The following is a 24,487-nucleotide window of genomic DNA, read 5'->3' as shown; positions in this document are numbered from 1 at the left end:
CAGCCGTGATCAGTCACCCAAGCAGGCACTGCACGGTGGAGCTTCAAGCCCTGCCGTCGCGGATCGGCCAGGTCCGCAGAATCCTTTCAGCGCAGTTGCGCTACTGGCATATGGACCCCCTCATAGACCGGGCGGCGCTCGGTGTGACGGAGCTGTTGACCAACGTCCACCGGCATGCCCAGCCCGACAAGACGTGCACCGTGGAGATCGAGCTGCTGCTCGACCGGCTCATGGTCTCCGTGCACGACCACGACCCGCGTCTGCCGGTCGTGGCCGACATCGACGACACCGAGCCGTTCGCCACGTGCGGGCGCGGACTCGCGATGGTCGCCGCGGTCAGCGAGAGCTGGGGCGTACGGCCGGACGGCGAGTCGGGGAAGGTCGTGTGGTTCACGCTGCCGACGCCGGCCGCGGCACGGCCCACCACGCGTTCGCCCCGGCGCAAGGTCGCGGAGAAGCCCGCGCTCAGGTTCGCCGAGGTGTCCGTGGACAGCCACCGGCCGGAACACACTCCCGCCCGGTCCGCCGTTGCCGGCTGACCGGGCGGTGACGCGCCTCTGGTCTGCTCGTTCGCCTGCGGGGCGCTCTCAGCCGGTGTCGAGAGACCGATCGTGCTCAGCCCTTCGGGCCTCCGCGCGTTCGGTCTCTCGGCACCGGCGCGCCCCTCCGGCTCTCTCGCGGCCGGTGGCCTGGGGACAGTGGACCTTGGTGGGCATGTGGGCTGGTCATTCCGTGGCGATGGCCCGCAGTACGTCCAGCAGTGCCGCTCGCCGTGCCGGGCGCAGGCCCGCGAGGGCTCCGGCGGCGAGGCCCACCAGGGCGACCACCGCCAGTTGCAGGGGTGGCATCGCGAAGGCGAAGGCACTGTCGCTGGCGCCGTCCGAGGCCTTGACCAGGACCCAGCCGAGGAAGGCGCCGAGGGCGAGTCCGCCGACCGTGCCGAAGGCGGCGACCAGGACGGACTCCCAGCGGACCATGGCCCGCAGCTGGGACCGGGTCTGGCCGACGGCCCGCAGCAGGCCCAGTTCGCGGGTGCGCTCGTGGATCGCCAGCGTCAGCGTGTTGGCGATGCCGAGCAGGGCGATGAGGACCGCGAGGGCCAGCAGCGCGTAGACGAGGGTCAGCATCATGTCGATTCCGCCGGCCGAGGACTGCGCGTACTCGTCGCGGGTCTGCACGTCCGGATTGCCGTACCGCGCCGCCACCTTCTGAACCGCCGCCTTGCCGGCGTCCGTGCTCACGCCCTCCTTGAAGGAGACGGCGAGGAGGGTGTCGGAGTCCTGTGTGCGGTGCGGTGCCCAGGCGGCCCGGGTGATGACGTACTCCCCCGCCAGCTCGGACTGTCCGTAGACCGCGCGGACCGTGAAGGTGTCCTTCTCGCCGTCGGTGAAGGTGAGTTGGGCCTTGTCTCCCGTCGTGAGGCCCTGCTTCTCCGCCTCCTTCTCGGTGATGGCGATACCGTCGGTGCCGAGGCCGCCCAGGGAGCCCCGGATCCGGCCGAGGTCGAAGGTGCGCTCCAGTGCGAGCGGGTCGGTGACGGTCAACGCCCGTCCCTTGCCGTCGACTTCGGCGACGCCGCGGCCGAGTCCTACGGCCGTGTCCACCTCGGGCAGGTCCTGGACCGCGCCGGCGAGCCGTGGGCTCAGACCGCTGCCGCCCGCGCCGAAACCCGGGGTGCTCACGGCGACATCGCCCGCGAAGGAGCGGGACACGGTCTGGTCCATGGTCGCCTTCAGGGACGCCCCGAACACCGTGAACAGGGAGACCACGGCCACGCCGATCATCAGTGCGCTCGCGGTGGCGGCCGTGCGCCTGGGGCTGCGCAGGGCGTTGCGCCGGGCGAGTGAGCCGGTGACTCCGCGCAGCCGGTCGAGGGGGACGCCGAGGACCCGTACGGCGGCCGTGGAGGCGACCGGGCCGAGGACCACGAACGCGGCCAGGGCCAGGACGGCGCCGGTTCCGGCCAGCCAGAGGGAGGGGGACATCAGAACGCCGGTGAGGGTGACGGCGACCGCGAGTGCCGCCAGTCCCCCGCCGATCGCCGCTCGGACGCGTGAGGCGCCCGACTGGTCGACGGCCGTCTCGCGCAGTGCGGCCAGCGGTGCGGTACGGCCGGCCCGTATGGCGGGCAGCAGCGCGGAGCCCAGGCAGACCAGGACGCCGACCGCGAGCGGCAGAACCATCGACAGCACGCTGACCACCAAGTCGCCCTCGGGAAAGGGGAATCCGATGGCCGGGAACAGTGCCTGGAGTCCGGCGGCGATACCGATGCCGCCCGCGAGGCCCGCTGCCGACGCGGCGACGGCCACGACGCTCGCTTCGGTCAGGGTGGACGCTGTGACCTGACGGCGGGAGGCGCCGAGCGCTCGCAACAGGGCGTTCTCGCGGGTGCGTTGGGCCACGACGATCGCGAAGGTGTTGTGGATGGAGAAGGTGGCGACCAGGAGGGCGACGCCGGAGAACACCAGCAGGAAGGTCGTGAAGATCGCCAGGAACTGACTGGAGATCATGTCGGTGTTCTCCTCGGTCGACTCCTGGCCGGTGATGGCCTCAACACCCTTGGGCAGCACGGGATTCAGTCGGTCGACCAGCTCCTGCTGGCTCACCCCGGGACCCGCGCGCACCTGGATGCTCGACGCCTGACCGGGCCGGGCCGTGAGGTACTTCTCGGCGTCGGCCCGGGTCATGCCGGTGAAGGTCACCTGGGCCATGCCGTCCTCGCCGCCGAAGGTCGCGAGGCCGACGATCCTCACCTCGACGGGTTCGGGCGTGCGCAGGATCGTCGTGTCGCCGAGCTTCAGGTCGCCCCGGTCGGCGGTGCCGCGGTTGACGACGACCTCGCCGGACTTCTCCGGGGCGCGCCCTTCGGCGAGTTGGTACGGGTTGAGCTTCGGGTCGTCGATCCAGTTGCCGGCCAGGGTGGGCGGGCCCTGGCCGCCGACGGGCTCGCCGTTCGCGCCGATCAGCTGACCCGCGCCCTGGATGTCGGGGGCGGCGGCCGCGACACCCGGGACCTGCTGCACGGTCTTCACGAGATCGGCGTCGACCGGTTCGCGCACCCCCTCGCTCTCCCCCGGCGTGGTGATGGCGTCGGCGCTGCGGACCACGGCATCCGTGCCCCGGGTCGCGTTGCCGAACATGGTGTCGAAGCCGGCCCGCAGGGTGTCGCCCATGACGAGGGTTCCGGCCAGGAAGGCCACACCGAGGAAGACGGCGAGGAAGGTCCCGGCGAACCGCCGCTTGTGGGCGCGCAGGGAGGACACGCTCAGGCGCACGGAGGCGTTCATGATGCCCCCTCCGCCCCGACCGCGGTCTGTGCGGACAGCTCGAAGGCCTTCATGCGGTCCAGGACCCTGTCCGCCGTCGGTGATTCCATACGGTCCACCAGTCGTCCGTCGGCGAGGAAGACGACCTCGTCGGCGTGGGCCGCGGCGACCGGGTCGTGGGTGACCATGACGACCGTGCGGGCCGTCTGGCGCACGGTCCTGCCGAGGAGGCCGAGGACCTCGCCGCCGGAGCGGGAGTCGAGGTTGCCGGTGGGCTCGTCCGCGAAGACGACGTCCGGCCGTCCCGCGAACGCCCGGGCCACGGCGACGCGTTGCTGCTGACCGCCGGAGAGCTCGGCCGGCCGGTGGTGGAGCCGGTCGCGCAGTCCGACGACGTCGACGAGCGCGTCGATCCACTCCGGGTCACCCCTGCCGCCCGCGAGATCGAGCGGCAACCGGATGTTCTCCTCGACGGTCAGCGTCGGTACCAGGTTGAACGCCTGGAAGACGAAGCCGACGCGGTCACGGCGCAGGAGGGTGAGACGGCGGTCGTCGAGGGCGCCGAGGTCGGTGTCGCCGATGTAGGAGGCGCCCGCGGTGAGCGTGTCGAGCCCGGCCGCGCAGTGCATGAGGGTGGACTTGCCGGAGCCCGAGGGCCCCATGATCGCGGTGAAGCGGCCGGCCGGGAAGTCGACGCTCACCCCGTCCAGGGCCCGCACGCCGGTGTCGCCGCTGCCGTACACCTTCACGGCGTCGACCACCCGGGCGGCCGGCAGCTTCTTCGCCGAGCGGGTCGTGGCGGTGGGGGCGGTCATGCCGCACCGCCCTTGCCCGCCGTGCGGCCGAACTGCTCGTCCAGGACGGACAGCCGGCGCCAGTACTCGTCCTCGTCGATCTCGCCTACGGCGAAGCGGCGGCCGAGCATGGCGATCGGCGAGTCGCCGGAGGGGCCTGCGTCCGCCGTGGCGCGCCACGGGCCCCGGCGGCCGCGCCAGACGGTGCGGCGCAGGACGGTGACGACGCCGAGCACGACGGCCGCCCAAATCAGCGGGAGGAAGAGGATCCACGGGCCGGGGCCGCCGTCCCAGTTCGCGAGTGTCTGCATGTCGGTTCATCTCCTCGGTGTGTCCTGTGGTGATGAATCGAGACTCGCTCCGAGGAGGGGTCCGGGTCGTCGTACGGCCAGCGGCATCGCGCGTACCTCGCGGGGAGTACGTGCGCCTGTAACTACCAGTATGTACAGTGGGTTCATGAACACCTCGGACCGACTGATCGAGTCCACCCGTGAGCTGCTGTGGGAGCGCGGCTATGTGGGCACCAGCCCCAAGGCCATCCTGGAGCGCGCGGGCGCCGGACAGGGCAGCATGTACCACCACTTCCAGGGCAAGCCCGACCTCGCCCTGACCGCGATCCGGCGGACCGCCGAGGAGTTGCGGGCTACCGCGGAGGAAGTACTCGGCGGTCCCGGCACGCCGTACGAGCGCATCGAGGCCTATCTGCGGCGCGAGCGGGACGTGCTGCGCGGCTGTCCGATCGGCAGGCTCACGATGGACCCTGACGTCATCGCCAGCGACGCGCTGCGCGCGCCCGTCGACGAGACGATCGGCTGGATCCGCGAGCGCATCGCCGGAATCGTCGAAGAGGGCAAGGAACAGGGCCAGTTCGCGTCCTCACTGGACGGCGAGGAGATCGCGGCGACCGTGCTCGCGACCGTCCAGGGCGGCTATGTCCTCGCCCGCGCGTCCGGCTCGCCCGCCGCCTTCGACACGGGCGTGCGGGGTCTTCTGTCGCTGCTCAAGTCCCCGACCATGTAGAGGATGTGACCCTGTGCACGCCATGCAGTACGAGCTGACGCTGCCCGCGGGATACGACATGAACGTCATCCGCGACCGGGTCGCCCGCGTCGGGCATCTCCTCGACGACTGGAAGGGCCTCGGCTTCAAGACGTACCTGATGCGCGAGCGCGGGGTGAACGGCTCGCCGGTCAACCAGTACGCGCCCTTCTACCTCTGGAACACCGTCGAGGGCATGAACACCTTCCTGTGGGGAGGCGCCTTCCAGGGGCTCAGCGACGACTTCGGGCGGCCCTCGGTCCGGCAGTGGGCCGGGCTGTCGTACGAGGAGGGCGGCGCCGTCGGCTCGTCTGCGCGCTCGGCCGTCCGGCTGGGTCAACCGGTGCCCTCGGGTGTGGAGTTGGCGGGGGTGATGGCTGAGGCGGTAAGTGAGACGGAGCGGCTGGCCGGGGATGACGGCGTGGTGTTCGCGGCGGCCGCCGTGGACACGGCCCGCTGGGAGCTCGTCCACTTCTCGCTGTGGGCGTATGGGACGCCGAAGGCCGACGGTGACGTGTTCGAGGTGCTGCATGTGTCGGCACCCGGGCGCGAGCGGCCGGCGCGGGGGCGTCAGTGGTGAGCGCGGTCCGTACGGTGCTCGGGGACATCCCCGCCGAGCAGCTGGGCGTGTGCGACGCGCACGACCACCTCTTCTTCGCCAGCCCCCGACTGCCGGGCCAGGAGCTGCAGAGCGTCTCGGCGGCGCGGGCCGAGCTGTCGGCGTTCGCCACGCAGGGCGGTGGCACTGTCGTGCAGTGGACGCCGTACGGGCTGGGGCGGCGGGCCGCCGATCTGCCGGCGCTGTCCCGGGAGACCGGGGTGCGGATCGTCGCGGCGACCGGTCTGCACCAGGACGTCCACTACGACGACCGGACGCTCGCCGGGCTGCGCGGCAGGCTGGCTGAAGTGTTCGTGGCCGAACTGACCGCGGGTATCGGCACGTCGGGGGTCCGGGCGGGGCTGATCAAGGTGGCGGGAGGCTTCCACGCTCTCGACGCGCACGCCCGCTGGACCATGGTCGCGGCGGCCGAGGCCCATCGTGCGACGGGGGCGCCGATCGCCGTGCACCTTGAGCTGGGGACGGGTGCGCTGGACGTACTCGACCTGTTGTGCGGGGAGTTGGGGGTGCCGCCGCATCGGGTGGTCCTCGGGCATCTCAACCGTTCCCCCGACTTCACGGTGCACCGTCAGGCCGCGGGCACCGGCTGCTACCTCGCCTTCGACGGGCCCTCGCGCGCCCACCACGCCACGGACTGGCGCATGCCGGACGCGGTACGGGCCCTCGCCGACGCGGGCCACGGCGACCGGCTGCTGCTCGGCGGGGACACCACGACCGCGGCCGCCCGGTCGGTGGACGGCGGCCCCGGGATGCCGTATCTGCTGCGCCGGGTGCGGCCGCGGCTCGCCGTGGAGCTGGGCGAGGACCTGGTGCGGCGCGTCTTCACCGACAACCCCGCCCGTGCGTTCGCCGTGGAGTGGCCGGAACCCCTGGTTCCCTGATCCCCGATCACCGGCAGAGGGCGTCCATGTCCTCGGAGAAGGTCGGGAACTCGGAGCGGGCGGTGGTGACGATGTCGCGGGTGGTACGGCGCGGGGTGGTCGCGTGGCGCTCGGCGAGCTCGGTCAGCGTGGCGTTCACGCGGGCCTCGTACTGCTCGTACTCCACGACCTCCATCGGTCCCAGGCCGTCGGCCAGCACCCACAGGAAGTCGGACAGGTTCGCCGCCACCACCCCGCGCTCGCCCTCGGAGCCCAGGAACACCACGGGCTGTTCGACCAGCGGCCGCCCCGGCCGTACGCACCACAGGGCGGCGAGACCTCCGGTGCCGTCCTGTCCGAAGACCCGGTAGGCGTCGCCGTCCAGTTCGTGGTTGCCGGTCCAGTTGCGGAGCCAGTCGGTGGTCTCCTCGGCGGAGTCGAAGGCGTCGTACGGCTCGAAGTCGACGCCCTCGCCGTCGTCGTAGTCGAACTCCACGCGGGCCACGTCGGCCAGGGCGGGCGGAAAGGCGCGGTCGGTCTCGGTCGTCTCGATCATGACCTGAAGGCTAGCCGCCGCCACCGACAGCGACCCCTGGCTGCGGCATCAGCCCTACGCCACCGAGATGTCCACGGAGGGCCGCAGTTTCGCCGCCGCGGCCAGTGCCTCGTGGGCGGGGTGGTCCACGAAGGCCGTCAACAGGCCTTGGTCTGCCGGGTGTTCGGCTGCCGGGTAGGCGATCTGCTCGTAGGCGGCCTGGAAGCGCGGGCCCCAGCGGCGGGCGCCGAGACGGGCCGTGCGGGAGCAGTTGTCGACCATGTGGGCCACATCGCGCGCGTGCATGTACGGCAGGAGGGAGTCGACGGCCTCGATGACGGACTCGTTGACGATCTCCGACCAGGGATGCCCACGGTCGGCGAACTCGTCGATCTGGGCGAGCATGGTGGCGACGAACACGCCGGCCGTGAACGGGTCGACGGGCAGCTCGCGTTCACCGCGTCGGGCCCGCACCCGCTCACCGGCACCCCACATCGGGGAGCCGCCGATCTCGCTCATCGGCCGTGCCCCGAGCCTCCGTTCGGCCAGGATCACGCTGCGCAGCTCGGTGCCGTCGGCGACCTCGTCGTAGATCTCCGCGACGATCTCGCGGGCCGGACCGTACGTCTCCGTGTACGCGCGGTCGAAGACGTCCCGGTCGGAGGGAGAGAGGCCGTCGCGGACCGCCCGCAGGCCGGAGTGCGAGATCGTGCGGGCGATCGGCCCGGTGACGTTCGCGCAGGACCGCTCGTACGCCGTCACCTCGTCGTCCCCGGCCAGGCGGTACCGCGTGTACAGCGTCTCGACGATGCCGTGGACGGCGCCGAGCAGGAGGGCGCGTTCGCCGACGATGTCCGACAGGTACTCGCTCTCCAGCGTGGTGCGGAAGGTGTACGGCGATCCGAGTGCCACCGACCAGCCGAGCGCGAGGTCGACGGCGCGGCCGTCGGGGTCGGCGTGCACCGCGAAACTGCTGTTGATCCCGGCGCCGTTGACGTCGGCTCCCTGCTGGTAGAGGCGGCGCACCGAGTCGCCCATGCCCTTGGGGCACACGGCGATCACGGGGTGGCCCACGGGGAAGTCCCCGCCGGTCTCGCGGAGATGGCCGAGCAGGAAGCCGTGCGAGAGTCCGATCGCGGCGCCGGGCTTCAGCACCGCGAAGATCTCCTGGTGGTGGGCGGCGAGGGCCGCGTCCGCGATCAGCAGGACGACCAGGTCGCTGTCGGCGGCGACCGCGAGCCAGTCGCCCAGCGTGCCGTCCTCCTCGGTGAAGCCGTGGGCGCGCGCGTCGGCGGCCGAGCGGGAGCCGGGGCGCAGTCCCACGGCCACCCGGATGTCGGTGCCGGCCAGGGAGTCGCGCAGGTTGAGTGCCTGGGCGCGGCCCTGCGGGCCCCAGCCGAGCACGCCGATGCGACGGACCCCGGCGAAGGCCTGAGGCAGCAGCGGGAACAGGTGCCGGCCGCCGCGCAGGACGGTCTCCGTGCCGCCGGGGACATCCAGGGTTTCGAGGGCGAAGACGCCGGAGGCGTACGTGGTGGAGGTCATGGTGGAGTTGTAGGCTCCGGCCGAGCGTTGCAGCAAGCGCAACTTCCGCAGCGCACTGTTGCATGAACTGAAATGCCGAGGTCACATGGACGACCACCGGGAGCTACGACTCTTCCTGCATCTCGCCCAGACGCTGAACTTCGGCCGGACGAGTCTCGACTGCCATGTCAGTCCGGCCACGCTGACCAGAACCGTGCAGCGGCTGGAGGCGGACCTCGGACACCGGCTGTTCGACCGCGGTCCGCGCGGGGTGTCGCTCACGGCGGAGGGCCACCGCTTCCGTGCCTACGCGGTACAGGCACTGGAGTTGTGGCGTGGCTACCGGGAGGAGCATCCCGACCCGGCCGAACTCACCGGTCGTCTGGCCGTGTTCGCGACAGTGACCGCCTGCCAGGCGCTGCTGCCCGACCTGTTGGCGCCGTTCCGCGCGGCCCATCCGCAGGTCCGCCTCGACCTGCGCACCGGTGACGCGGCGGCCGCGCTGGCCCGGCTGGACGAGGGCGAGGTGGACGTGGCCGTCGCGGGGATCCCGGCCCGGCTGCCGGAGGGGCTGGTGAGCCGGACGGTCGCGGTGACCGAGCTGGTCCTCGTCACCGCGCGGGAGCATCCGGACCCGGACCTGGACGGCCCCTTCGTCCTCCCGCACCGTGGCCTGGTCCGCGAGGCCGCCGACCGCTGGTTCCGCGCCCGGGGCACGGTCCCGGACGTGGCCTGCGAGCCCGACGGTCACGAGGGACTGCTGACGTTGGTCGCGCTGGGCTGCGGCACGGGCGTGGTCCCCCGCCTCGTACTGGAACACAGCGCGGTGCGCGAGCGGCTGTCGGAGGTGCCCGCCGATCCGCGGCCCGAGCGGTTCCCGATCGGGCTGTGCGTACGGCGGTCCGATCTGCGCCGGCCGCTGGTGGCGGCGCTGTGGAGCTTGACTGCGCCTCCGGCGCCCTGACCACACTGACCTGACCGACCTGACACTGATGGGAAGAACATGCGAGTCGTCGTCATCGGCGGAAGCGGGCACATCGGCACCTTCCTCGTCCCCCGGCTGGTCCGCGCCGGCCATGAAGTGATCAACATCAGCCGTGGCAGCCGTACCGCCTACGCCGAAGCTCCCGAGTGGGAGCAGGTGCGTCAGGTCGTCGCCGACCGGGACCAGGAGGACACGGAGGGCGGTTTCGGGGAGCGGGTGGCCGGGCTGGACCCGGATGTCGTGGTCGACCTGGTCTGTTTCACCCTGGACTCGGCCACCGCGCTGGTCGAGCGGCTGCGCGGCGCGGTCGGGCACCTGCTGCACTGCGGCACCGTGTGGCGCCACGGCCCCGCCGACAAGCTGCCGATCTCCGAGACCACGGGCACCCCGCCCGTCGGTGAGTACGGCATCCAGAAGGACCGGATCGCGCGGATGCTGAAGGAGGAGACCGCGTCCGGGGGGCTGGTGACCACGTCCCTGCATCCCGGGCACATCGTCGGTCCCGGCTGGCACCCGATCGGCCCGCTGGGAAGCCTCGACCCGGCTGTCTGGTACACGCTCTCGGCGGGGCAGCCGTTGCAGGTCCCGGGCAGCGGTGTCGAACTGATGCACCATGTGCACGCCGACGACGTGGCACAGGCCTTCGAGCGGGCGATCGAACACCGGGACGCGGCGGCGGGAGAGGACTTCAATGTCGTCGCCCCCACCGCGCTCAACGTCCGCGGGTACGCCCGTATCGCGGCGGGCTGGTTCGGACAGACCGCGTCCCTCGAGCCGGTGACCTGGGAAGAGTTCCGCAGGACCACGGCCGCCGAGCACGCCGAGGCGAGCTGGGAGCACCTGCACCGCAGCCACTGCTTCACCATCGAGAAGGCCAGGACGCTCATCGGCTACGCCCCGCGCTACGAACCGGAGACCGCCGTACTGGAGTCGGTGCGATGGCTGATCGACCACGGGGAGCTGAAGGTGGCGGTCCCGCTCAGCTCCTGACCGGACGGGCTCCGCTAGGCCCGGTCGGCGTCCAGGCGGGCCACGTTCTCCCGGTCCTCGGCGTCCTGGCTCGCCTGCGCGGTGAACCAGGCGTCGAGGATCTCCTTGAGGAGCGGCTCGGAGGTGAGGCGGAGGCTGAGGGCCAGGACGTTGGCGTCGTTCCAGCGGCGGGCGCCGTCCGCGGTGTAGGCGTCCGTGCACAGGGCGGCCCGGACGCCCGGGACCTTGTTCGCGGCGATGGACGCGCCGGTGCCGGTCCAGCAGCACACGATCGCCTGGTCGGCGGTCCCCGCGGCCACCTCTCGGGCCGCGGCCTGCGAGCAGACGGCCCACTGCGGATCGTCGCCGGGGCTCAGGGCGCCGTACGGCACCACCTCGTGGCCACGCGCGCGCAACTCGTCGACGAGGGTGCGCGCCACCGGCTCGTCCATGTCCGAGGAGACCGAGATCCGCATGTCACGAGCCTACTCGGCGGCTCGTCCAGCGGAGAACGGGTTCCAGGTAGGCCACCTGCGGACCGGCGAGGTCCGGCAGTTCGGCCGGGGAGCCCACGAGGACGATCCGGTCGAACTCCGGGGTGCGCCCGTGTGCGGTCTCGGCGGCCACGAGGGCTTCGTACCGCTCGTGGATCAGGGCCGCGGGCAGGGGCGGCGCCTGGTAGTGGACGCCGACCTGTCCGTCCTCGCCGTGGGTGATCAGGCACCGGGTGAGCTCGGAGGCCTCGACGCCCGTCTCCTCGGCCAGCTCCAACGCGGCGTGGTGACGCAGCGCGGCCTCGTCGAGGGGACCGTCGCCGGTGGGCGGTTCCACCGATCCGCCGGGGAACTGCCACCGGCCGGGCGCGGCGGTGGCCGTGGACATACGGCCCACGAGCAGGCGTCCGTCGTCCGTCGTCCGTCGGCTGCATCACGCTCACGAAGAGTGACCGCAGAGCGGTGGCGCCCGGGACCCGGCGCAGCGCGAAGTAGCGGTAGCTGGTGCGCGACCAGGAGACGACCAGAGTGTCCCCGCCGTCACGCGCGAGTCCCGCGCAGGCCGCGACCGGACCGTCGAAGAGGGCGGGGTTGGTGCGGACCGCCTCGTCCCATTCACGGTTCATGACCGACCGCGCCTCGGCCGGGACCGCCGGTGGCGCCACCTCGACCAGGCGGAGCCCTACGGCCTCCAGCAGTTCAACCACGGGTCAGTGCCCCCAGCGGATCGTCGAGGACCGGCTGCCAGGCCAACTCGGCCGCCCCGACCAGGCTGTTGTGGTCGAGGGTGCAGGCCAGGATGGGGACGCCGCCGCTCTGTCCCCACAGGCTCCGGTCGGCGACGACCGCGCGCAGGCGCTCCGGGTCGGCGTCCAGGAGGGTGCGGTGGAGACCGCCGAGGATGATCCGGTCCGGGTTGAGGATGTTCACCAGTCCGGCGAGGCCGAGACCCAGACGGTCGATCAGCGCCTCGGCGGCCGTACGCACGGCGGGGTCGTCGTAGTGGTCGCGGACGAGGTCGTCGGCCTGCTGGAGCAGGGACAGTTCGGGGCCGGGGTCGAGTCCAGCGGCCGTGAGCAGGGCCAGCGGGTCGGCCTCGACGTCCAGGCAGCCGCGGCTGCCGCAGTAGCAGGGGCGGCCCTCGGGGTTCACGGTGAGGTGGCCGACTTCGAGGGCGAGGCCCGAACTGCCGGTGTGCAGCCGCCCGTCGAGCACCAGCGCCCCGCCCACACCCCGGTGTCCGGTCGCCACGCACAAAAGGTCCCGGGCGCCGCGGCCCGCGCCGTGCCGGTGCTCGGCGAGGGCGGCGAGGTTGACGTCGTTGCCCGCGAAGGCCGGTCCGGTGATGCCGGCGGCGCGTACGCACTCGTTGAAGATCCGGCGCACGGGGGCGCCCGCGGGCCAGGCCAGGTGCAGGGGGTTGAGGGCGAGTCCCTCGGGTTCGGCGACCGCGGAGGGCACGGCGAGCCCGGCGCCGACGCAGCGTCTGCCGGTCGTACGGAGCAGGTCGGCGGCCGCCTCCACGACGGAGCCGAGGACCTTCGCGGGGTCGGCGTCGACGGTCTCGCAGCCGGGCGCGGTGGCGACGATACGGCCGCCCAGTCCGACCAGGGCGGCCCGGAAACCGTCGGCGTGCACCTGGCCGGCCAGCACCACAGGACCGTCCTCGGCGACCGCGAGGCGGTGCGAGGGCCTGCCCTGCGAACCAGCGGCCGCGGTGGGCCGGGCGTCGACCCGGATCAGCCCGAGCGCCTCCAGTTCGGCGGCGACCGCACCTGCCGTGGCCCGCGTCACCCCGAGCTCGGCGGTGAGCACGGCCCGGGTGGGCGCGCGTCCGGTGTGCACGAGCTCCAACGCGGGCCCGAGCGCACCGCGCCCCCGGTCCAGCCGCGCCCTCGAGGTCGTCCCTTCCCCCGCCGGCCGGGGGTCCGCCTTGCCGCTCATGAGGGCGAGTCTCCCATGATCCGTTATCTGATCCGGCCTAGAGGCCGCTGACCCGCAGCGTGATGTTCAGCCGCCCGGTCAGCCCCAACTCGGGCGGCGCGGTGCCCGGATGCACGCGGGGCACCCCGTGGTACGCGAGCCTCGACGGGCCGCCGAACACGAACAGGTCGCCGCTGCGCAGCTCGACGTCCGTGTAGGGCTTGGTGCGGGTCTCGGTGTTGCCGAAGCGGAAGACGCAGGTGTCGCCGAGGCTCAGGGACACCACGGGCGCGTCCGACTTCTCGTCGCTGTCGCGGTGCATGCCCATGCGGGCGTCGCCGTCATAGAAGTTGATCAGTGCGATGTCGTATCCGGAGGCTTCGCTCTCCAGCGCGTCCCGAACCGCTTCCCTGCCCAGCTCCCCCAGCCAGTCGGGGAAGGGCTTCACCGGTGCCCCGTCGCCGTCGGCGACCGTGCGGGCGTAGGCGTACGGGTACCAGTGCCAGCCCAGGCAGACCTGCCGCGCGGTCATGGTGCCGCCGCCCGGGGTGCGGACCGTGCGCAGTCCGGCGGGCGGGCGGGCCCACCCGCGGCAGGCCTCCAGCAGGTCGCGCTGACGGTCCGGTTCCAGCCAGTCCGGTAGGTGCACCGCGCTCGGCGCGACCTCGGTGCGGGCCCTCGGGAACAGCTCGGCGTCCATGGGTTCCATCCTGCCCGAGGAGGCCTGAGCTGCGGCTCGGCTAGCCTGGACGCACGATGGACGACCGTATGACGACTCCCTGGGGCGAGCTCGCGCTCACCCGTTTTCCCGAGGACCCGCGTGAGAGGCTGCGTGCCTGGGACGCCTCCGACGAGTATCTGCTCAGGCACCTCGCGGACGAGGGGGTGCCGCTGTCCGGGACGGTCGTGGTGGTCGGCGACCGCTGGGGTGCGCTGGTCACCGCGTTGGCGGCGCACCGGCCGACGCAGATCACCGACTCCTTCCTCAGCCAGGAGGCGACCCGGGCCAATCTCGACCGCGCCGGCGTCGAACCCGGTACCGTCCGGCTGCTCACCACGCAGGACCCGCCGCCCGGCCGGATCGACGTGCTGCTGGTGCGGGTGCCGAAGAGCCTGGCCCTGCTGGAGGACCAGCTGCTGCGGCTGGCGCCCGCCGTGCACGAGGGCACGGTCGTGGTCGGCACCGGCATGGTGAAGGAGATCCACACCTCGACGCTCCAGCTGTTCGAGCGGATCCTCGGACCGACCCGCACCTCGCTGGCCGAGAAGAAGGCCCGGCTGATCTTCTGCACACCGGAGTCGTCGCTCGAACGGCCCGCCAACCCCTGGCCCTACGGCTACACCCTCCCGGACGGCGTCGGCACCGTCTCCGGGCGTGCCGTCGTCAACCACGCGGGCGTCTTCTGCGCGGACCGCCTGGACATCGGCACCCGGTTCTTCCTCCAGCACCTCCCGGACAGCCGCGGCATCCAGCGGGTCGTGGACCTGGGCTGCGGCAACGGCGTCGTCGGTACGGCAGTGGCGCTGGCCAATCCCGAGGCCGAGGTGCTGTTCGTGGACGAGTCCTTCCAGGCCGTGGCCTCGGCGGAGGGGACCTACCGGGCGAACGGCGTGCCGGGACACGCGGAGTTCCGGGTCGGAGACGGTCTGGCGGGGGTCCCGGAGGGCAGCGTCGACATCGTCCTCAACAACCCGCCGTTCCACTCCCACCAGGCGACGACCGACGCGACGGCCTGGCGGATGTTCACGGGAGCGCGCCGGACGCTACGGCCGGGGGGCGAGCTGTGGGTGGTCGGGAACCGTCATCTGGGGTACCACGTGAAGCTCCGCAAGCTGTTCGGCAACAGCCAACTGGTCGCCAGTGACCCGAAGTTCGTGGTGCTGAAGGCGGTGAAGGGGTCGCGTGACTGATTCCCCGGCTTCCTCGGATTCCGAGGCTTCCTCCGTGCGGGGCTTCTACGATTCGCTGGCTCCGGACTACCACCGGATCTTCGCGAACTGGGACGCGAGCATGGCGCATCAGGGGGCGGTGCTGGGGAACCTTTTGGGCCCGGGTCCGCACCGGGTCCTGGACTGCTCGTGCGGGATCGGGACCCAGGCGATCGGGCTGGCCCTCGCGGGGCACCGGGTCGTCGGCACCGACCTCAGTCCGGTGGCCGCCGCCCGCGCCACCGAGGAGGCCGCGGCCCGTGGGGCGCTGCTGCCGACGGCCGCCGCGGACATGCGGCAGCTGCCCTTCGCGCCGGGTGTCTTCGACGTCGTCGTCTGCGCCGACAACTCGGTCGCCCATCTGCTGACGGCACCGGACGTCGAGGCCGCTCTCGCGGGCATGCGGCGGGTGCTGCGGGACGACGGCCTGCTGCTCCTCACGGTCCGCGACTACGACGAGATCCGCCGGAACAGGCCCGAGGCCGCGCCTCCCCAGGTCTCCGAGAACTCCGACGGCCGGGTGATCACCTTCCAGCTGTGGAACTGGCACGAGGACGGCGAGCACTACGACCAGGAGTACTTCCAGCTCCGGCCCGCCGACGGCGACTGGGCCGTACGCGTCCGTCGTACGACCTCCTGGGCGCTGACGCGTGCGCAGCTGACGGAGTTCGTGGCCGCGGCCGGTTTCGTGGACGTGCGGTGGCACGAGCCGGCTTCCAGCGGCTTCTACCAGCCCGTGCTCACCGCCCGAGCACCTGGATGATCCGCCGGGCCGCCTCGCCCATCGCCTCCCGACCCACGCTCAGGTACTTCCGCGAGTCGACCGCCTCGGGGTGAGCCGCCAGGAACTCCCTGATCGCGCCGGTCATGGCCACGTTGAGGGCGGTGCCGACGTTGACCTTGGCGATGCCGCCCGCGACGGCCGCGGTGAGCTCGTCGTCCCGGACCCCGGAGGAGCCGTGCAGGACGAGCGGGACGTCCAGGGTGGTCGCGAGGCGTTTGATGAGGTCGTGGTCGAGGGTGGCGGTGCGCTCCGTCATCGCGTGGGCGCTGCCGACGGCCACGGCGAGGGCGTCCACGCCGGAGTCGGCGACGAAGGCGCGGGCCTCGGCGGGGTCGGTGCGGGCGCCGGGCGCGTGGGCGTCCAGCGGGGGCTCGCCGTACTTTCCGCCGACCTCGCCCAACTCCGCCTCGATCCACAGCCCTTGGGAGTGCGCCCAGTCGGCGGCCGCCTTCGTCGCGGCGAGATTGTCGGCGTAGGGCAGGCGGGCCGCGTCGTACATCACGGAGCTGAAGCCGGCGTCGGCCGCCTGGCGCAGGAGGTCGTCGCTCTGGACGTGGTCGAGGTGCAACGCGACGGGTACGGCGGCGCGTTCGGCCGCGGTGCCGGCGGCGCGGGCGAGCGGGAGGAGACGGCCGTAGCGGAACTTGACGGCGTTCTCGCTGACTTGGAGGACGACCGGCGCGTTCAGGGACTCGGCGCCGGTGATGACGGCCTCGACGTGTTCCAGCGTGATGATGTTGAAGGCGGCTACGGCGGAACGGCCCGCGGCGGCGCGGGTGACGAGCTCGCCGGTGGTGACCAGGGGCACGAAGTCTCCTAAGGGCGGGCGAGGATCACCGAACGGGTCAGGTGGCGCGGCTGGTCCGGGTCGAGGCCGCGAACGGCGGCCACGGCGACCGCGAGGCGCTGTACCCGGACCAGTTCGGCGAGGGGGTCGAGCGTGCTCGGCACCCACAACCCCCCGGTCTCCCCCACCTGTTGGGCCAGGCCCTCGGGGGCCTCGCCGAGCATCCAGGTGGCGGTGCCGTGGGTGGTGATGCTGATCGGGCCGTGCCGGTACTCCATCGCCGGGTAGGCCTCGGTCCAGGCGAGGGAGGCCTCGCGCATCTTCAGTCCGGCCTCGTTGGCCAGGCCCACCGTCCAGCCCCGGCCGAGGAAGGTGAACTGCGCGCACTCGACGAGCCCTTCGGGCAACGGGATCGCGAGCGCGGTGCGGGCGTCGGCGACGACGGCGTCGGTGTGCAGGCCCAGGTGGGCGCGGAGCAGCGTGAGGGCGGTGGTCGCGAACCTCGTCTGGACGACGGACCGTTCGTCGGCGAAGTCGAGGACGACGAGGTGGTCGGCGGCGGTCATGACGGGCGTGGCGGGGTCGGCGGTGAGGGCGGTCGTGCGAGTGCGCCTCTTCAACTGCCCGAGCAGGTCGAGGACTTCCGACGTCGTGCCGGAGCGGGTGAGGGCGACGACCCGGTCGTACGCGCGGCCGGGCGGGAACTCCGAGGCGGCGAAGGCGTCCGTCTCACCCTGTCCCGCGCCCTCGCGCAGCGCCGCGACCGCCTGCGCCATGAAGTACGACGTGCCGCAGCCGACGACCGCGACCCGCTCCCCCGGCGCCGGAAGAGCGTCGGCGTGCCGTGCGGCCTCCGTCGCCGCCCGGGTCCAGCACTCCGGCTGGCTGGTCAGCTCGTCCTCGACATGTGTCATGCCGTACCCCTTCGCATCTTGCTTGTTCTTGCAAGATATAGCGGGTTTTCGAGCACAATCAAGCATTCGAGTGCAGGAACAGTGCGCTAAGGTCGCCGGGAGGTGGAAGGAACGGAGGGTGCAGATGTCTCGCGACGCCCGTTGGAAGGCGCTGCTGGAGCTGCTCGTCGAGCGGGGACGGCTGGACGTCGAGGAGGCGGCCGTCGAGCTGGAGGTATCTGCCGCGACGATCCGCCGTGACCTCGACCAGCTGGCCGAGCAGCAGATGCTGGTACGCACCCGGGGCGGGGCGGTCGTGCACGGGGTGTCGTACGAACTGCCGCTCAGGTACAAGACGGCCCGCCACGCCTCCGAGAAGCAGCGCATCGCCAAGGCGGTCGGGGAGCTGATCGCGCCCGGTGAGGCCGTGGGACTGACCGGCGGCACGACCACCACCGAGGTCGCGAGGGCGCTCGCCGTACGCGGGGATCTCTCCAGCGGCTCCCCCGTGCTCACCATCGTCACCAACGCGCTCAACATCGCCAATGAGCTGGCCGTACGCCCCCAGTTCAAGATCGTGCTGACCGGCGGGGTCGCGCGGCCGCAGTCGTACGAGCTCATCGGGCCGCTCGCGGACGGCGTGCTGAGTCAGATCACCCTCGATGTGGCGGTGCTCGGTGTCGTCGCCCTGGACGTGACCCATGGTGCCGCGGCCCATGACGAGGCGGAGGCCGCGATCAACCGGCTGCTGTGCGAGCGGGCCGCGCGGGTGGTCGTCGCCGCGGACTCCAGCAAGCTGGGGCAGCGGGCGTTCGCCCGGATCTGCGGGGCCGAGAAGATCGACACGCTGGTCACGGACTCTGCGGCGGCGCCGGACACCGTCCGACGGTTCGAGGAGGCCGGGATGCGGGTCCTCACCGTCTGAACGCCGGGTGGCCGTTCCCAGGACACCCGCGGTCGATCCTGCTTAGGCTGATCCGCAGGAGGCTGCGATGAGCGGATCACCTGGGAACGACACCGGCTATCTGCCGATCGCCGAGCACGGTCTGATCGGCGATCTGCGCAGTGTGGCGCTGGTCGGGACCGACGGCACCATCGACTGGTACTGCTGCCCGTCCTTCGACGCGCCGAGCGTCTTCGCGTCGATCCTGGACGCGGAGCGCGGCGGCCGCTTCGAGCTGGCGGCGGCCGTGCCGGCCCGGACCAAGCAGTTCTACTTCCCCGACACCAACGTCCTGATCACCCGGTTCTACACCGAGGACGGCGTGGGCGAGGTCCAGGACTTCATGCCGGTCGACGGGGACACGGTGGAGACCGAGCGGCACCGGCTGATCCGCCGGGTGGTGTGTGTACGCGGCTCGATCCCGTTCCGCACCCGGGTCGCTCCGCGCTTCGACTACGGCGCCCAGCCGCACACCCTGCGCATGGTCGGGGACGTCGCGGTCTTCGAGTCCCCGAAGCTGTCGCTGGGACTGACCGCGACTGTGCCGTTGGAGACCGAAGGCCCGGACGTACGGGCCGACTTCAAGCTCTCCGAGGGCGAGTCGGCGGTGTTCGCGCTCGACCAGGTCGGCGGCGAGGTGACCCCGCGCCGGTGCGCGCGCACCGAGGCCGAGGAGCAGTTCAACAGCACGGTCGCCTACTGGCGGCACTGGCTGTCCGCCTCCAAGTACCGCGGCCGCTGGCGGGAGATGGTGCACCGCTCCGCCCTCACCCTCAAACTCCTCACGTACGCGCCCACCGGCGCCATCGTGGCCGCGCCGACGACGAGCCTGCCGGAGCAGCTCGGCGGCGAGCGCAACTGGGACTACCGGTACGTGTGGGTGCGGGACGCCGCCTTCTGCGTGTACGCGCTGCTGCGTCTCGGGTTCACCAGCGAGGCCGAGCAGTTCATGGACTTCCTGATCCGGCATGTCAGTCCGGAGGGCCACGGCCCCTCGGGACCGCTCCAGATCATGTACGGCATCGACGGCCGCACCGATCTGACGGAGCGTGAACTCGGCCACCTGGAAGGGCATCAGGGCTCGGCGCCGGTCCGGGTCGGCAACGCCGCAGCCGACCAGCTCCAACTCGACATCTACGGCGCGCTGATCGACTCGATCTACCTCTACGACAAGTGGGCCAAGCCCATCTCCAGCGGCCAGTGGGACGACGTGTGCACACTGGTGGAGTGGGTGTGCGCGCACTGGGACCAGCCCGACGAGGGCATCTGGGAGACCCGCGGCGGCCGCAAGAACTTCCTGTACTCACGGCTGATGTGCTGGGTGGCGATCGAGCGGGCGATCCGCATGGCGAACCGGCGCGGCCTGCCCGGCGACCTGAACCGCTGGCGGGAGTGCCGCGACACGATCTACCGGCGGATCATGAAGCGCGGCTGGTCGGAGGCCCGGCAGGCGTTCGTCCAGCACGAGGACGGGGACGTGCTCGACGCGGCCGTCCTGATGATGCCGCTGACGAAGTTCATCGCGCCGACCGACCCCAAGTGGCTTTCCACGCTGGACGCGTTGACCGAGGAGCTGGTGTCGGACTCACTTGTCTACCGCTACGACCCGATGGCGAGCCCCGACGGACTGCGCGGCGACGAGGGCACCTTCTCGATCTGCTCGTTCTGGTACGTGGAGGCCATGGTGCATGCCGGGCGGATCGACGAGGCGCGCCTGGCCTTCGAGAAGATGCTCACCTACGCCAACCATCTGGGCCTGTACGCCGAGGAGATCAGCAACACCGGTGAGCAACAGGGCAACTTCCCGCAGGCGTTCACCCATCTCGCCCTGATCAGCGCCGCGTTCAACCTGGACCGGGCCCTGGGCTGAGCACCCCGGCCGGAATATGCCTGGTGCCGTCCCCTGTTGCCGTCAGCATGACGACGAACGCGCCGCGCCCCGAGGTCCTGCGATACACCGCCTTCTCCACCAGCCCGGAGGGCGGAAACCCCGCCGGGGTCGTCCTCGACGCCAGCGGCATGGACGACGACGGCATGCTGGCCGTCGCGGCAGAGCTCGGTTACTCGGAGTCCGCGTTCCTGACCGCCCCGCCGGAGGGGCTCGACGGACCGGAGGGACGGGTGTTCACCATCCGGTACTTCAGCCCCAAGGCCGAGGTGCCGTTCTGCGGCCACGCGACCGTCGCGGCCGCGGTCGCCCTCGCCGAGCGGATCGGGCCCGGGGAGCTGGTGTTCGCGACGCCCGCCGGGACCGTGCCGGTGATGGTGGCCGAGGAAGGCGGGACAGTCAGGGCCACGCTCACCAGCGTCGAGCCGCACGTCGAAGGGGTCGCCGACGCCGACCTCGCCGAGGCGCTCGCCGCGCTGGACTGGCCGGCCACCGATCTCGACCCGGCGTTCCCGCCCCGGATCGCGTTCGCCGGCGCCCGCCATCTCGTGCTGGCGGCGGCCACCCGGGCCCGCCTCTCGGAGCTGGCGTACGACTTCGCCCGTCTCGAAGCCCTGATGCACCGGCTCGACCTGACCACGGTCCAGCTGGTGTGGCGGGAGTCGGCCGGAGCCTTCCATGTCCGGGACCCGTTCCCCGTCGGCGGTGTCGTCGAGGACCCGGCGACGGGCGCCGCGGCCGCCGCGTTCGGCGCCTACGCCCGTGAGCTGGGCCTGGTCCCCGAGGACGCCGTCCTCACCCTGCGCCAGGGCGAGGACCTGGGCCGCCCCGGCGAGCTCACGGTGACCCTGCGCGCGGGCGACCCGCGGGTCCGGGTGAGCGGCGCGGGGGCCCGCATCGGCTGAGGTCAGTGGCCGTGCGCGCCGGAGGACTCGTGGGGAGCCTCTTCGGCGGTCCCACCCGCCGCTGCCGCTCCTCCCGCCCGGACCGTGAACGCGGCGGTGTGCACCTTGCCCTCGTGCTTGAAGTCGAGGAAGAGCCGGTAGGTGCCACTGCTGGGCGCCGTGGCCGTGAACGAGATGTCCGGGCCGGGCCGGGTCGTGCCGTCGCCGGGCTCGCCGCCCGGGTGGACGTGGAGGTAGGCGAGGTCGCCGGAGCGCAGCGCGACCAGGTGGCCGTAGGCGCCGAGGTAGGGCTGGAGGTCGGTGACCGGCTTGCCGGCTCGGGAGACCGTGAGCTTCAGTTCGCGGGCGGCGCCGGGGCGCAGGGCTCCGCCGAGCTTCACCTCGTAGCCGCCGGTCGTGGCGGTGGCGTTCGGCGTCGGCAGGTTCCGCGGCGCGTAGGTGCCCGAGACGGCCAGATCCGCGCCGAGGGTGAGATTCGCCGCGCCCTTCTTCTCGGGGGTGAAGTCGGCGAAGACCCGGTAGTCGCCCGCGCGGGGCAGCGACACCGGGATGCTCCAGGTTCCGTCGGCGGCCCGGGTGGGGTGCAGATGGCGGTAGGTGTTCAGGTCACGGGAGGCCACGATCAGGTGGAGTTCCTTGTCGTGCTCCCGCCGGTAGGCGGTGATCGCGCGGCCGTCGTCGTCCCGGATGGCGAACCGCAGGTCGGCGGTACGGCCTGCCGTGAGGCGGGGCGTGCGGAGGTCGAGGGTGTAGCCGCTCTCGGAGATCTGGAGTCCGCCCGCCGGGGGTGACTCCTGCCCTGGGGTGCTGTCGTCCGCGTGGGCGTCATGGCGTGCGGGCGTCTTCTCCTCGACCACGGGGCCGACACCCTGACCCACGCCGTAGGCGGTGCCGAACGTGGCGGCGAGAGCGGCGGCGAATGCGGTGATCTTCAGGCCTGCGTGCATGGTCGGCACCTCCGGTATGGGTTCTCGATGCACCTCACCATACCCCTAGGGGGTATCAAGTCAACCGGCATACCCCGCTTGCTTTGGATACCCTCCAGGGGTATACAGGAGGCGCGACCAACCATACCCCCACCCCGTACTCCGGAGGAGTGGCGATGACCACCACCGCAGCAGCCGAGACAGAGCTCGCCATCGGCGGTATGACCTGCGCCTCCTGCGCGGCGCGCATCGAGAAGAAGCTCAACCGGATGGACGGGGTCACCGCGACCGTCAACTACGCCACCGAGAAGGCCAAGGTCACCTATGACGCCGGCGTCTCGGTCCAGGACCTGATAGCGACCGTGGAGAAGACCGGGTACACGGCCCGGGAACCGGCACCACCGGAGCGGACTGACGCCCCTGACGAAGCGGAGCCCGACGAACTGCGGTCCCTGCGCGAGCGGTTGGTGACCGCCGTGGTGCTCGCGGTCCCGGTGGTGGCGATGGCGATGATCCCCGCGCTGCAGTTCGAGTACTGGCAGTGGCTGTCGCTGACGCTGGCGGCGCCTGTGGTGACGTACGCCGGCTGGCCCTTCCACAAGGCGGCGTTCACCAATGCCCGGCACGGCGCGGCCACCATGGACACGCTGATCTCCGTCGGTACGACGGCCGCCTTCGGCTGGTCGCTGTGGGCCCTGTTCCTCGGGACCGCGGGCACGCCGGGCATGAAGCACCCCTTCGAGCTGACGATCGCCCGCGGTGACGGCACCGGGAACCTCTATCTGGAGGCCGCGGCCGGAGTCACCGCGTTCATCCTGGCCGGGCGGTACTTCGAGGCCCGTTCCAAGCGCAAGGCCGGCGCGGCCCTCAAGGCGCTGCTGGAGCTGGGTGCGAAGGACGTCACCGTGCTGCACGCGGACGGTCACGAACAGACCGTCCCGGTCACCGAGTTGAAGGTCGGTGACCGCTTCGTCGTGCGTCCCGGCGAGAAGATCGCCACCGACGGGAGCGTAGTCGAGGGCTCGTCCGCCGTGGACGCCTCCATGCTCACCGGTGAATCGGTGCCGGTGGAGGTCACCCCCGGCGACGCCGTCACCGGCGCCACCGTCAACGCGGGCGGACGGCTCGTCGTCGAGGCGACCCGGGTCGGCGCGGACACGCAACTGGCCAGGATGGCCAAGCTGGTCGAGGACGCGCAGAACGGCAAGGCGGCCGCCCAGCGGCTCGCGGACCGGATCTCCGCGGTGTTCGTGCCGATTGTCATCGCCCTCGCGCTCGGCACCCTGGGCTTCTGGCTCGGCAACGGCGCCGGTACGGCGGCCGCGTTCACCGCCGCCGTCGCGGTACTGATCATCGCCTGCCCGTGCGCCCTGGGCCTCGCCACCCCGACCGCGCTCCTGGTGGGTACCGGACGCGGTGCCCAGCTCGGCGTCCTGATCAAGGGTCCGGAAGTCCTGGAGTCCACGCGCAAGGTCGACACCGTGGTCCTGGACAAGACCGGCACGGTCACGACCGGCCGGATGAACCTGCTGGCCGTGCACGCGGCCTACGGCACCGACGAGGCCGAAGTCCTGCGGCTGGCGGGCGCTTTGGAGCACGCGTCGGAGCACCCCGTCGCCCGCGCGGTGGCCGAGGGGGCGATGGAGAAACTGGGCCCCCTCCCCACACCGGAGGACTTCGCGAACGTGCCGGGGCTCGGTGTGCAGGGCATCGTCGACGGCCACGCGGTGCTCGTCGGGCGCGAGCGTCTGCTCAAGGAGTGGGCGATGGAGCTGCCCGAGGAGCTCCGGCTCGTGAAGGCCGCGGCGGAGTCGGCGGGCCGTACGGTGATCGCCGTCGCCTGGGACGGCGAGGCACGGGCCGTCCTGGAGGTCGCCGACGCGGTCAAGGACACGAGCCGCGAGGCGATCACCCGGCTGCGCGCCCTCGGGCTCACCCCGATCCTGCTGACCGGCGACAACCGGGCCGTGGCCGAGTCCGTGGCCCGCCACGTCGGTATCGACGCCGCGCACGTGATCGCCGAGGTGCTGCCCCAGGACAAGGTCGACGTAGTCAAGCGCCTTCAGACAGAGGGCCGTTCGGTCGCGATGGTCGGCGACGGTGTCAACGACGCGGCCGCGCTGGCCCAGGCCGACCTGGGCCTGGCGATGGGCACCGGCACGGACGCGGCGATCGAGGCGGGCGACCTGACCCTGGTCCGAGGCGACCTACGGGCCGCGGCGGACGCCGTCAGGCTCGCCCGCCGGACCCTGGGCACGATCCGCTCCAACCTGTTCTGGGCCTTCGCCTACAACGTGGCGGCCCTGCCGCTGGCGGCGGCCGGACTGCTCAACCCGATGCTCGCGGGAGCGGCGATGGCGTTCTCCTCGGTGTTCGTGGTCGGCAACTCGCTGCGGTTGCGGTCCTTCAAGGCGGCACGCTGACT

At 72.0% G+C, this 24,487-nt stretch carries 24 protein-coding genes; 12 read left to right on the top strand and 12 right to left on the bottom strand.

Annotated features, from left to right (window positions below):
* Positions 1–5 precede the first annotated feature (5 nt).
* Positions 6–539 carry an ATP-binding protein gene (locus tag AB0D34_RS01790; protein WP_362654910.1) on the top strand — a complete coding sequence of 178 codons (534 nt, stop codon included), beginning with the start codon at positions 6–8 and terminating at the stop codon, positions 537–539.
* A gap of 186 nt (positions 540–725) precedes the next feature.
* Here the strand turns inward: AB0D34_RS01790 and AB0D34_RS01785 are convergent, their stop codons facing one another.
* Genes AB0D34_RS01785 through AB0D34_RS01775 form a run of 3 tightly spaced genes read right to left on the bottom strand, consistent with a single transcriptional unit; the run spans position 726 to position 4,371 of the window.
* Positions 726–3,287, bottom strand: a complete 2,562-nt coding sequence (locus AB0D34_RS01785) for an ABC transporter permease (RefSeq protein ID WP_362654907.1) — start codon at positions 3,285–3,287, stop codon at positions 726–728.
* Positions 3,284–4,081, bottom strand: a complete 798-nt coding sequence (locus tag AB0D34_RS01780) for an ABC transporter ATP-binding protein (RefSeq protein ID WP_362654904.1) — start codon at positions 4,079–4,081, stop codon at positions 3,284–3,286. The genes AB0D34_RS01785 and AB0D34_RS01780 overlap by 4 nt, the downstream gene beginning before the upstream one ends.
* On the bottom strand, positions 4,078–4,371 hold the full coding sequence (locus AB0D34_RS01775) for an SHOCT domain-containing protein (RefSeq protein WP_362654901.1): 294 nt from the start codon (positions 4,369–4,371) through the stop codon (positions 4,078–4,080). Before AB0D34_RS01775 ends, AB0D34_RS01780 begins: the two co-directional genes overlap by 4 nt.
* 130 nt (positions 4,372–4,501) lie before the next feature.
* On the opposite strand from AB0D34_RS01775, the gene AB0D34_RS01770 reads away from it, so the two are divergent.
* The 3 genes from AB0D34_RS01770 to AB0D34_RS01760 are packed head-to-tail and all read left to right on the top strand — an operon-like array spanning position 4,502 to position 6,598.
* On the top strand, positions 4,502–5,080 hold the full coding sequence (locus AB0D34_RS01770; RefSeq protein ID WP_362654899.1) for a TetR/AcrR family transcriptional regulator: 579 nt from the start codon (positions 4,502–4,504) through the stop codon (positions 5,078–5,080).
* Positions 5,081–5,093: 13 nt separating this feature from the next.
* On the top strand, positions 5,094–5,678 hold the full coding sequence (locus AB0D34_RS01765) for a DUF4865 family protein (RefSeq protein WP_362654896.1): 585 nt from the start codon (positions 5,094–5,096) through the stop codon (positions 5,676–5,678).
* Entirely contained in the window at positions 5,675–6,598 is a 924-nt protein-coding gene (locus AB0D34_RS01760) for a phosphotriesterase (protein WP_362654893.1), read from the top strand. The genes AB0D34_RS01765 and AB0D34_RS01760 overlap by 4 nt, the downstream gene beginning before the upstream one ends.
* A 7-nt stretch (positions 6,599–6,605) precedes the next feature.
* Here AB0D34_RS01760 and AB0D34_RS01755 read toward each other — a convergent pair whose 3' ends face one another.
* Together AB0D34_RS01755 and AB0D34_RS01750 are read right to left on the bottom strand one after the other, a co-directional pair.
* Positions 6,606–7,133 (bottom strand): SMI1/KNR4 family protein, encoded by a 528-nt coding sequence (locus AB0D34_RS01755; RefSeq protein WP_362654890.1) that lies wholly within the window; start codon positions 7,131–7,133, stop codon positions 6,606–6,608.
* 54 nt (positions 7,134–7,187) lie between these two features.
* Complete coding sequence (locus AB0D34_RS01750) at positions 7,188–8,657, bottom strand: ketol-acid reductoisomerase (protein ID WP_362654887.1); 1,470 nt, start codon at positions 8,655–8,657, stop codon at positions 7,188–7,190.
* Between the two features lie 85 nt (positions 8,658–8,742).
* Here AB0D34_RS01750 and ilvY point away from each other — a divergent pair, with 85 nt between their 5' ends.
* Together ilvY and AB0D34_RS01740 are read left to right on the top strand one after the other, a co-directional pair.
* Complete coding sequence (ilvY, locus tag AB0D34_RS01745; protein ID WP_362654885.1) at positions 8,743–9,600, top strand: HTH-type transcriptional activator IlvY; 858 nt, start codon at positions 8,743–8,745, stop codon at positions 9,598–9,600.
* 39 nt (positions 9,601–9,639) lie between these two features.
* Positions 9,640–10,611 (top strand): NAD(P)-dependent oxidoreductase, encoded by a 972-nt coding sequence (locus AB0D34_RS01740; RefSeq protein WP_362654882.1) that lies wholly within the window; start codon positions 9,640–9,642, stop codon positions 10,609–10,611.
* Between the two features lie 14 nt (positions 10,612–10,625).
* Here the strand turns inward: AB0D34_RS01740 and AB0D34_RS01735 are convergent, their stop codons facing one another.
* The 4 genes from AB0D34_RS01735 to AB0D34_RS01720 form a co-directional block, all read right to left on the bottom strand.
* On the bottom strand, positions 10,626–11,066 hold the full coding sequence (locus tag AB0D34_RS01735; RefSeq protein ID WP_362654879.1) for an RpiB/LacA/LacB family sugar-phosphate isomerase: 441 nt from the start codon (positions 11,064–11,066) through the stop codon (positions 10,626–10,628).
* A 1-nt stretch (position 11,067) separates the two neighbouring features.
* Positions 11,068–11,472, bottom strand: a complete 405-nt coding sequence (locus tag AB0D34_RS01730) for an NUDIX domain-containing protein (protein WP_362654876.1) — start codon at positions 11,470–11,472, stop codon at positions 11,068–11,070.
* A 311-nt stretch (positions 11,473–11,783) separates the two neighbouring features.
* Positions 11,784–13,028, bottom strand: a complete 1,245-nt coding sequence (locus tag AB0D34_RS01725) for an ROK family protein (protein ID WP_362654873.1) — start codon at positions 13,026–13,028, stop codon at positions 11,784–11,786.
* 37 nt (positions 13,029–13,065) lie between these two features.
* Positions 13,066–13,707, bottom strand: a complete 642-nt coding sequence (locus AB0D34_RS01720; protein ID WP_362654871.1) for an alpha-ketoglutarate-dependent dioxygenase AlkB — start codon at positions 13,705–13,707, stop codon at positions 13,066–13,068.
* A 68-nt stretch (positions 13,708–13,775) separates the two neighbouring features.
* Between AB0D34_RS01720 and AB0D34_RS01715 the strand changes: the two genes are divergently transcribed.
* Positions 13,776–14,918, top strand: a complete 1,143-nt coding sequence (locus tag AB0D34_RS01715; RefSeq protein WP_362654868.1) for a methyltransferase — start codon at positions 13,776–13,778, stop codon at positions 14,916–14,918.
* A gap of 34 nt (positions 14,919–14,952) precedes the next feature.
* On the top strand, positions 14,953–15,699 hold the full coding sequence (locus tag AB0D34_RS01710; RefSeq protein ID WP_362654865.1) for a class I SAM-dependent methyltransferase: 747 nt from the start codon (positions 14,953–14,955) through the stop codon (positions 15,697–15,699).
* Here AB0D34_RS01710 and AB0D34_RS01705 read toward each other — a convergent pair.
* Both AB0D34_RS01705 and AB0D34_RS01700 read right to left on the bottom strand, forming a co-directional pair.
* Positions 15,677–16,528, bottom strand: coding sequence for a class II fructose-bisphosphate aldolase (locus tag AB0D34_RS01705; RefSeq protein WP_362654864.1), 852 nt, complete (start codon positions 16,526–16,528; stop codon positions 15,677–15,679). The genes AB0D34_RS01710 and AB0D34_RS01705 overlap by 23 nt on opposite strands.
* 8 nt (positions 16,529–16,536) lie before the next feature.
* On the bottom strand, positions 16,537–17,421 hold the full coding sequence (locus AB0D34_RS01700) for an SIS domain-containing protein (protein WP_362654862.1): 885 nt from the start codon (positions 17,419–17,421) through the stop codon (positions 16,537–16,539).
* A 124-nt stretch (positions 17,422–17,545) separates the two neighbouring features.
* Between AB0D34_RS01700 and AB0D34_RS01695 the strand changes: the two genes are divergently transcribed.
* From AB0D34_RS01695 to AB0D34_RS01685, 3 genes are all read left to right on the top strand, one after another.
* Positions 17,546–18,325: a DeoR/GlpR family DNA-binding transcription regulator gene (locus tag AB0D34_RS01695; RefSeq protein ID WP_362655375.1), complete on the top strand. Its 780-nt coding sequence runs from the start codon at positions 17,546–17,548 to the stop codon at positions 18,323–18,325.
* A 67-nt stretch (positions 18,326–18,392) separates the two neighbouring features.
* Positions 18,393–20,213 (top strand): glycoside hydrolase family 15 protein, encoded by a 1,821-nt coding sequence (locus AB0D34_RS01690; RefSeq protein WP_362654859.1) that lies wholly within the window; start codon positions 18,393–18,395, stop codon positions 20,211–20,213.
* A 47-nt stretch (positions 20,214–20,260) separates the two neighbouring features.
* Complete coding sequence (locus AB0D34_RS01685) at positions 20,261–21,136, top strand: PhzF family phenazine biosynthesis isomerase (protein ID WP_362654856.1); 876 nt, start codon at positions 20,261–20,263, stop codon at positions 21,134–21,136.
* A 2-nt stretch (positions 21,137–21,138) separates the two neighbouring features.
* Here AB0D34_RS01685 and AB0D34_RS01680 read toward each other — a convergent pair whose 3' ends face one another.
* The gene (locus AB0D34_RS01680) at positions 21,139–22,083 is read right to left on the bottom strand and encodes a hypothetical protein (RefSeq protein WP_362654854.1); all 945 of its coding nucleotides are present in this window, start codon (positions 22,081–22,083) and stop codon (positions 21,139–21,141) included.
* Between the two features lie 155 nt (positions 22,084–22,238).
* Between AB0D34_RS01680 and AB0D34_RS01675 the strand changes: the two genes are divergently transcribed.
* The gene (locus AB0D34_RS01675; RefSeq protein WP_362654851.1) at positions 22,239–24,485 is read left to right on the top strand and encodes a heavy metal translocating P-type ATPase; all 2,247 of its coding nucleotides are present in this window, start codon (positions 22,239–22,241) and stop codon (positions 24,483–24,485) included.
* Positions 24,486–24,487: the final 2 nt, after the last annotated feature.

Source organism: Streptomyces sp. NPDC048420 (assembly GCF_040651535.1).
Classification (GTDB): Bacteria; Actinomycetota; Actinomycetes; order Streptomycetales; family Streptomycetaceae; genus Streptomyces.
Note: the sequence above shows the minus strand (reverse complement) of the source record. Positions and strands in the feature narration are given on the sequence as shown.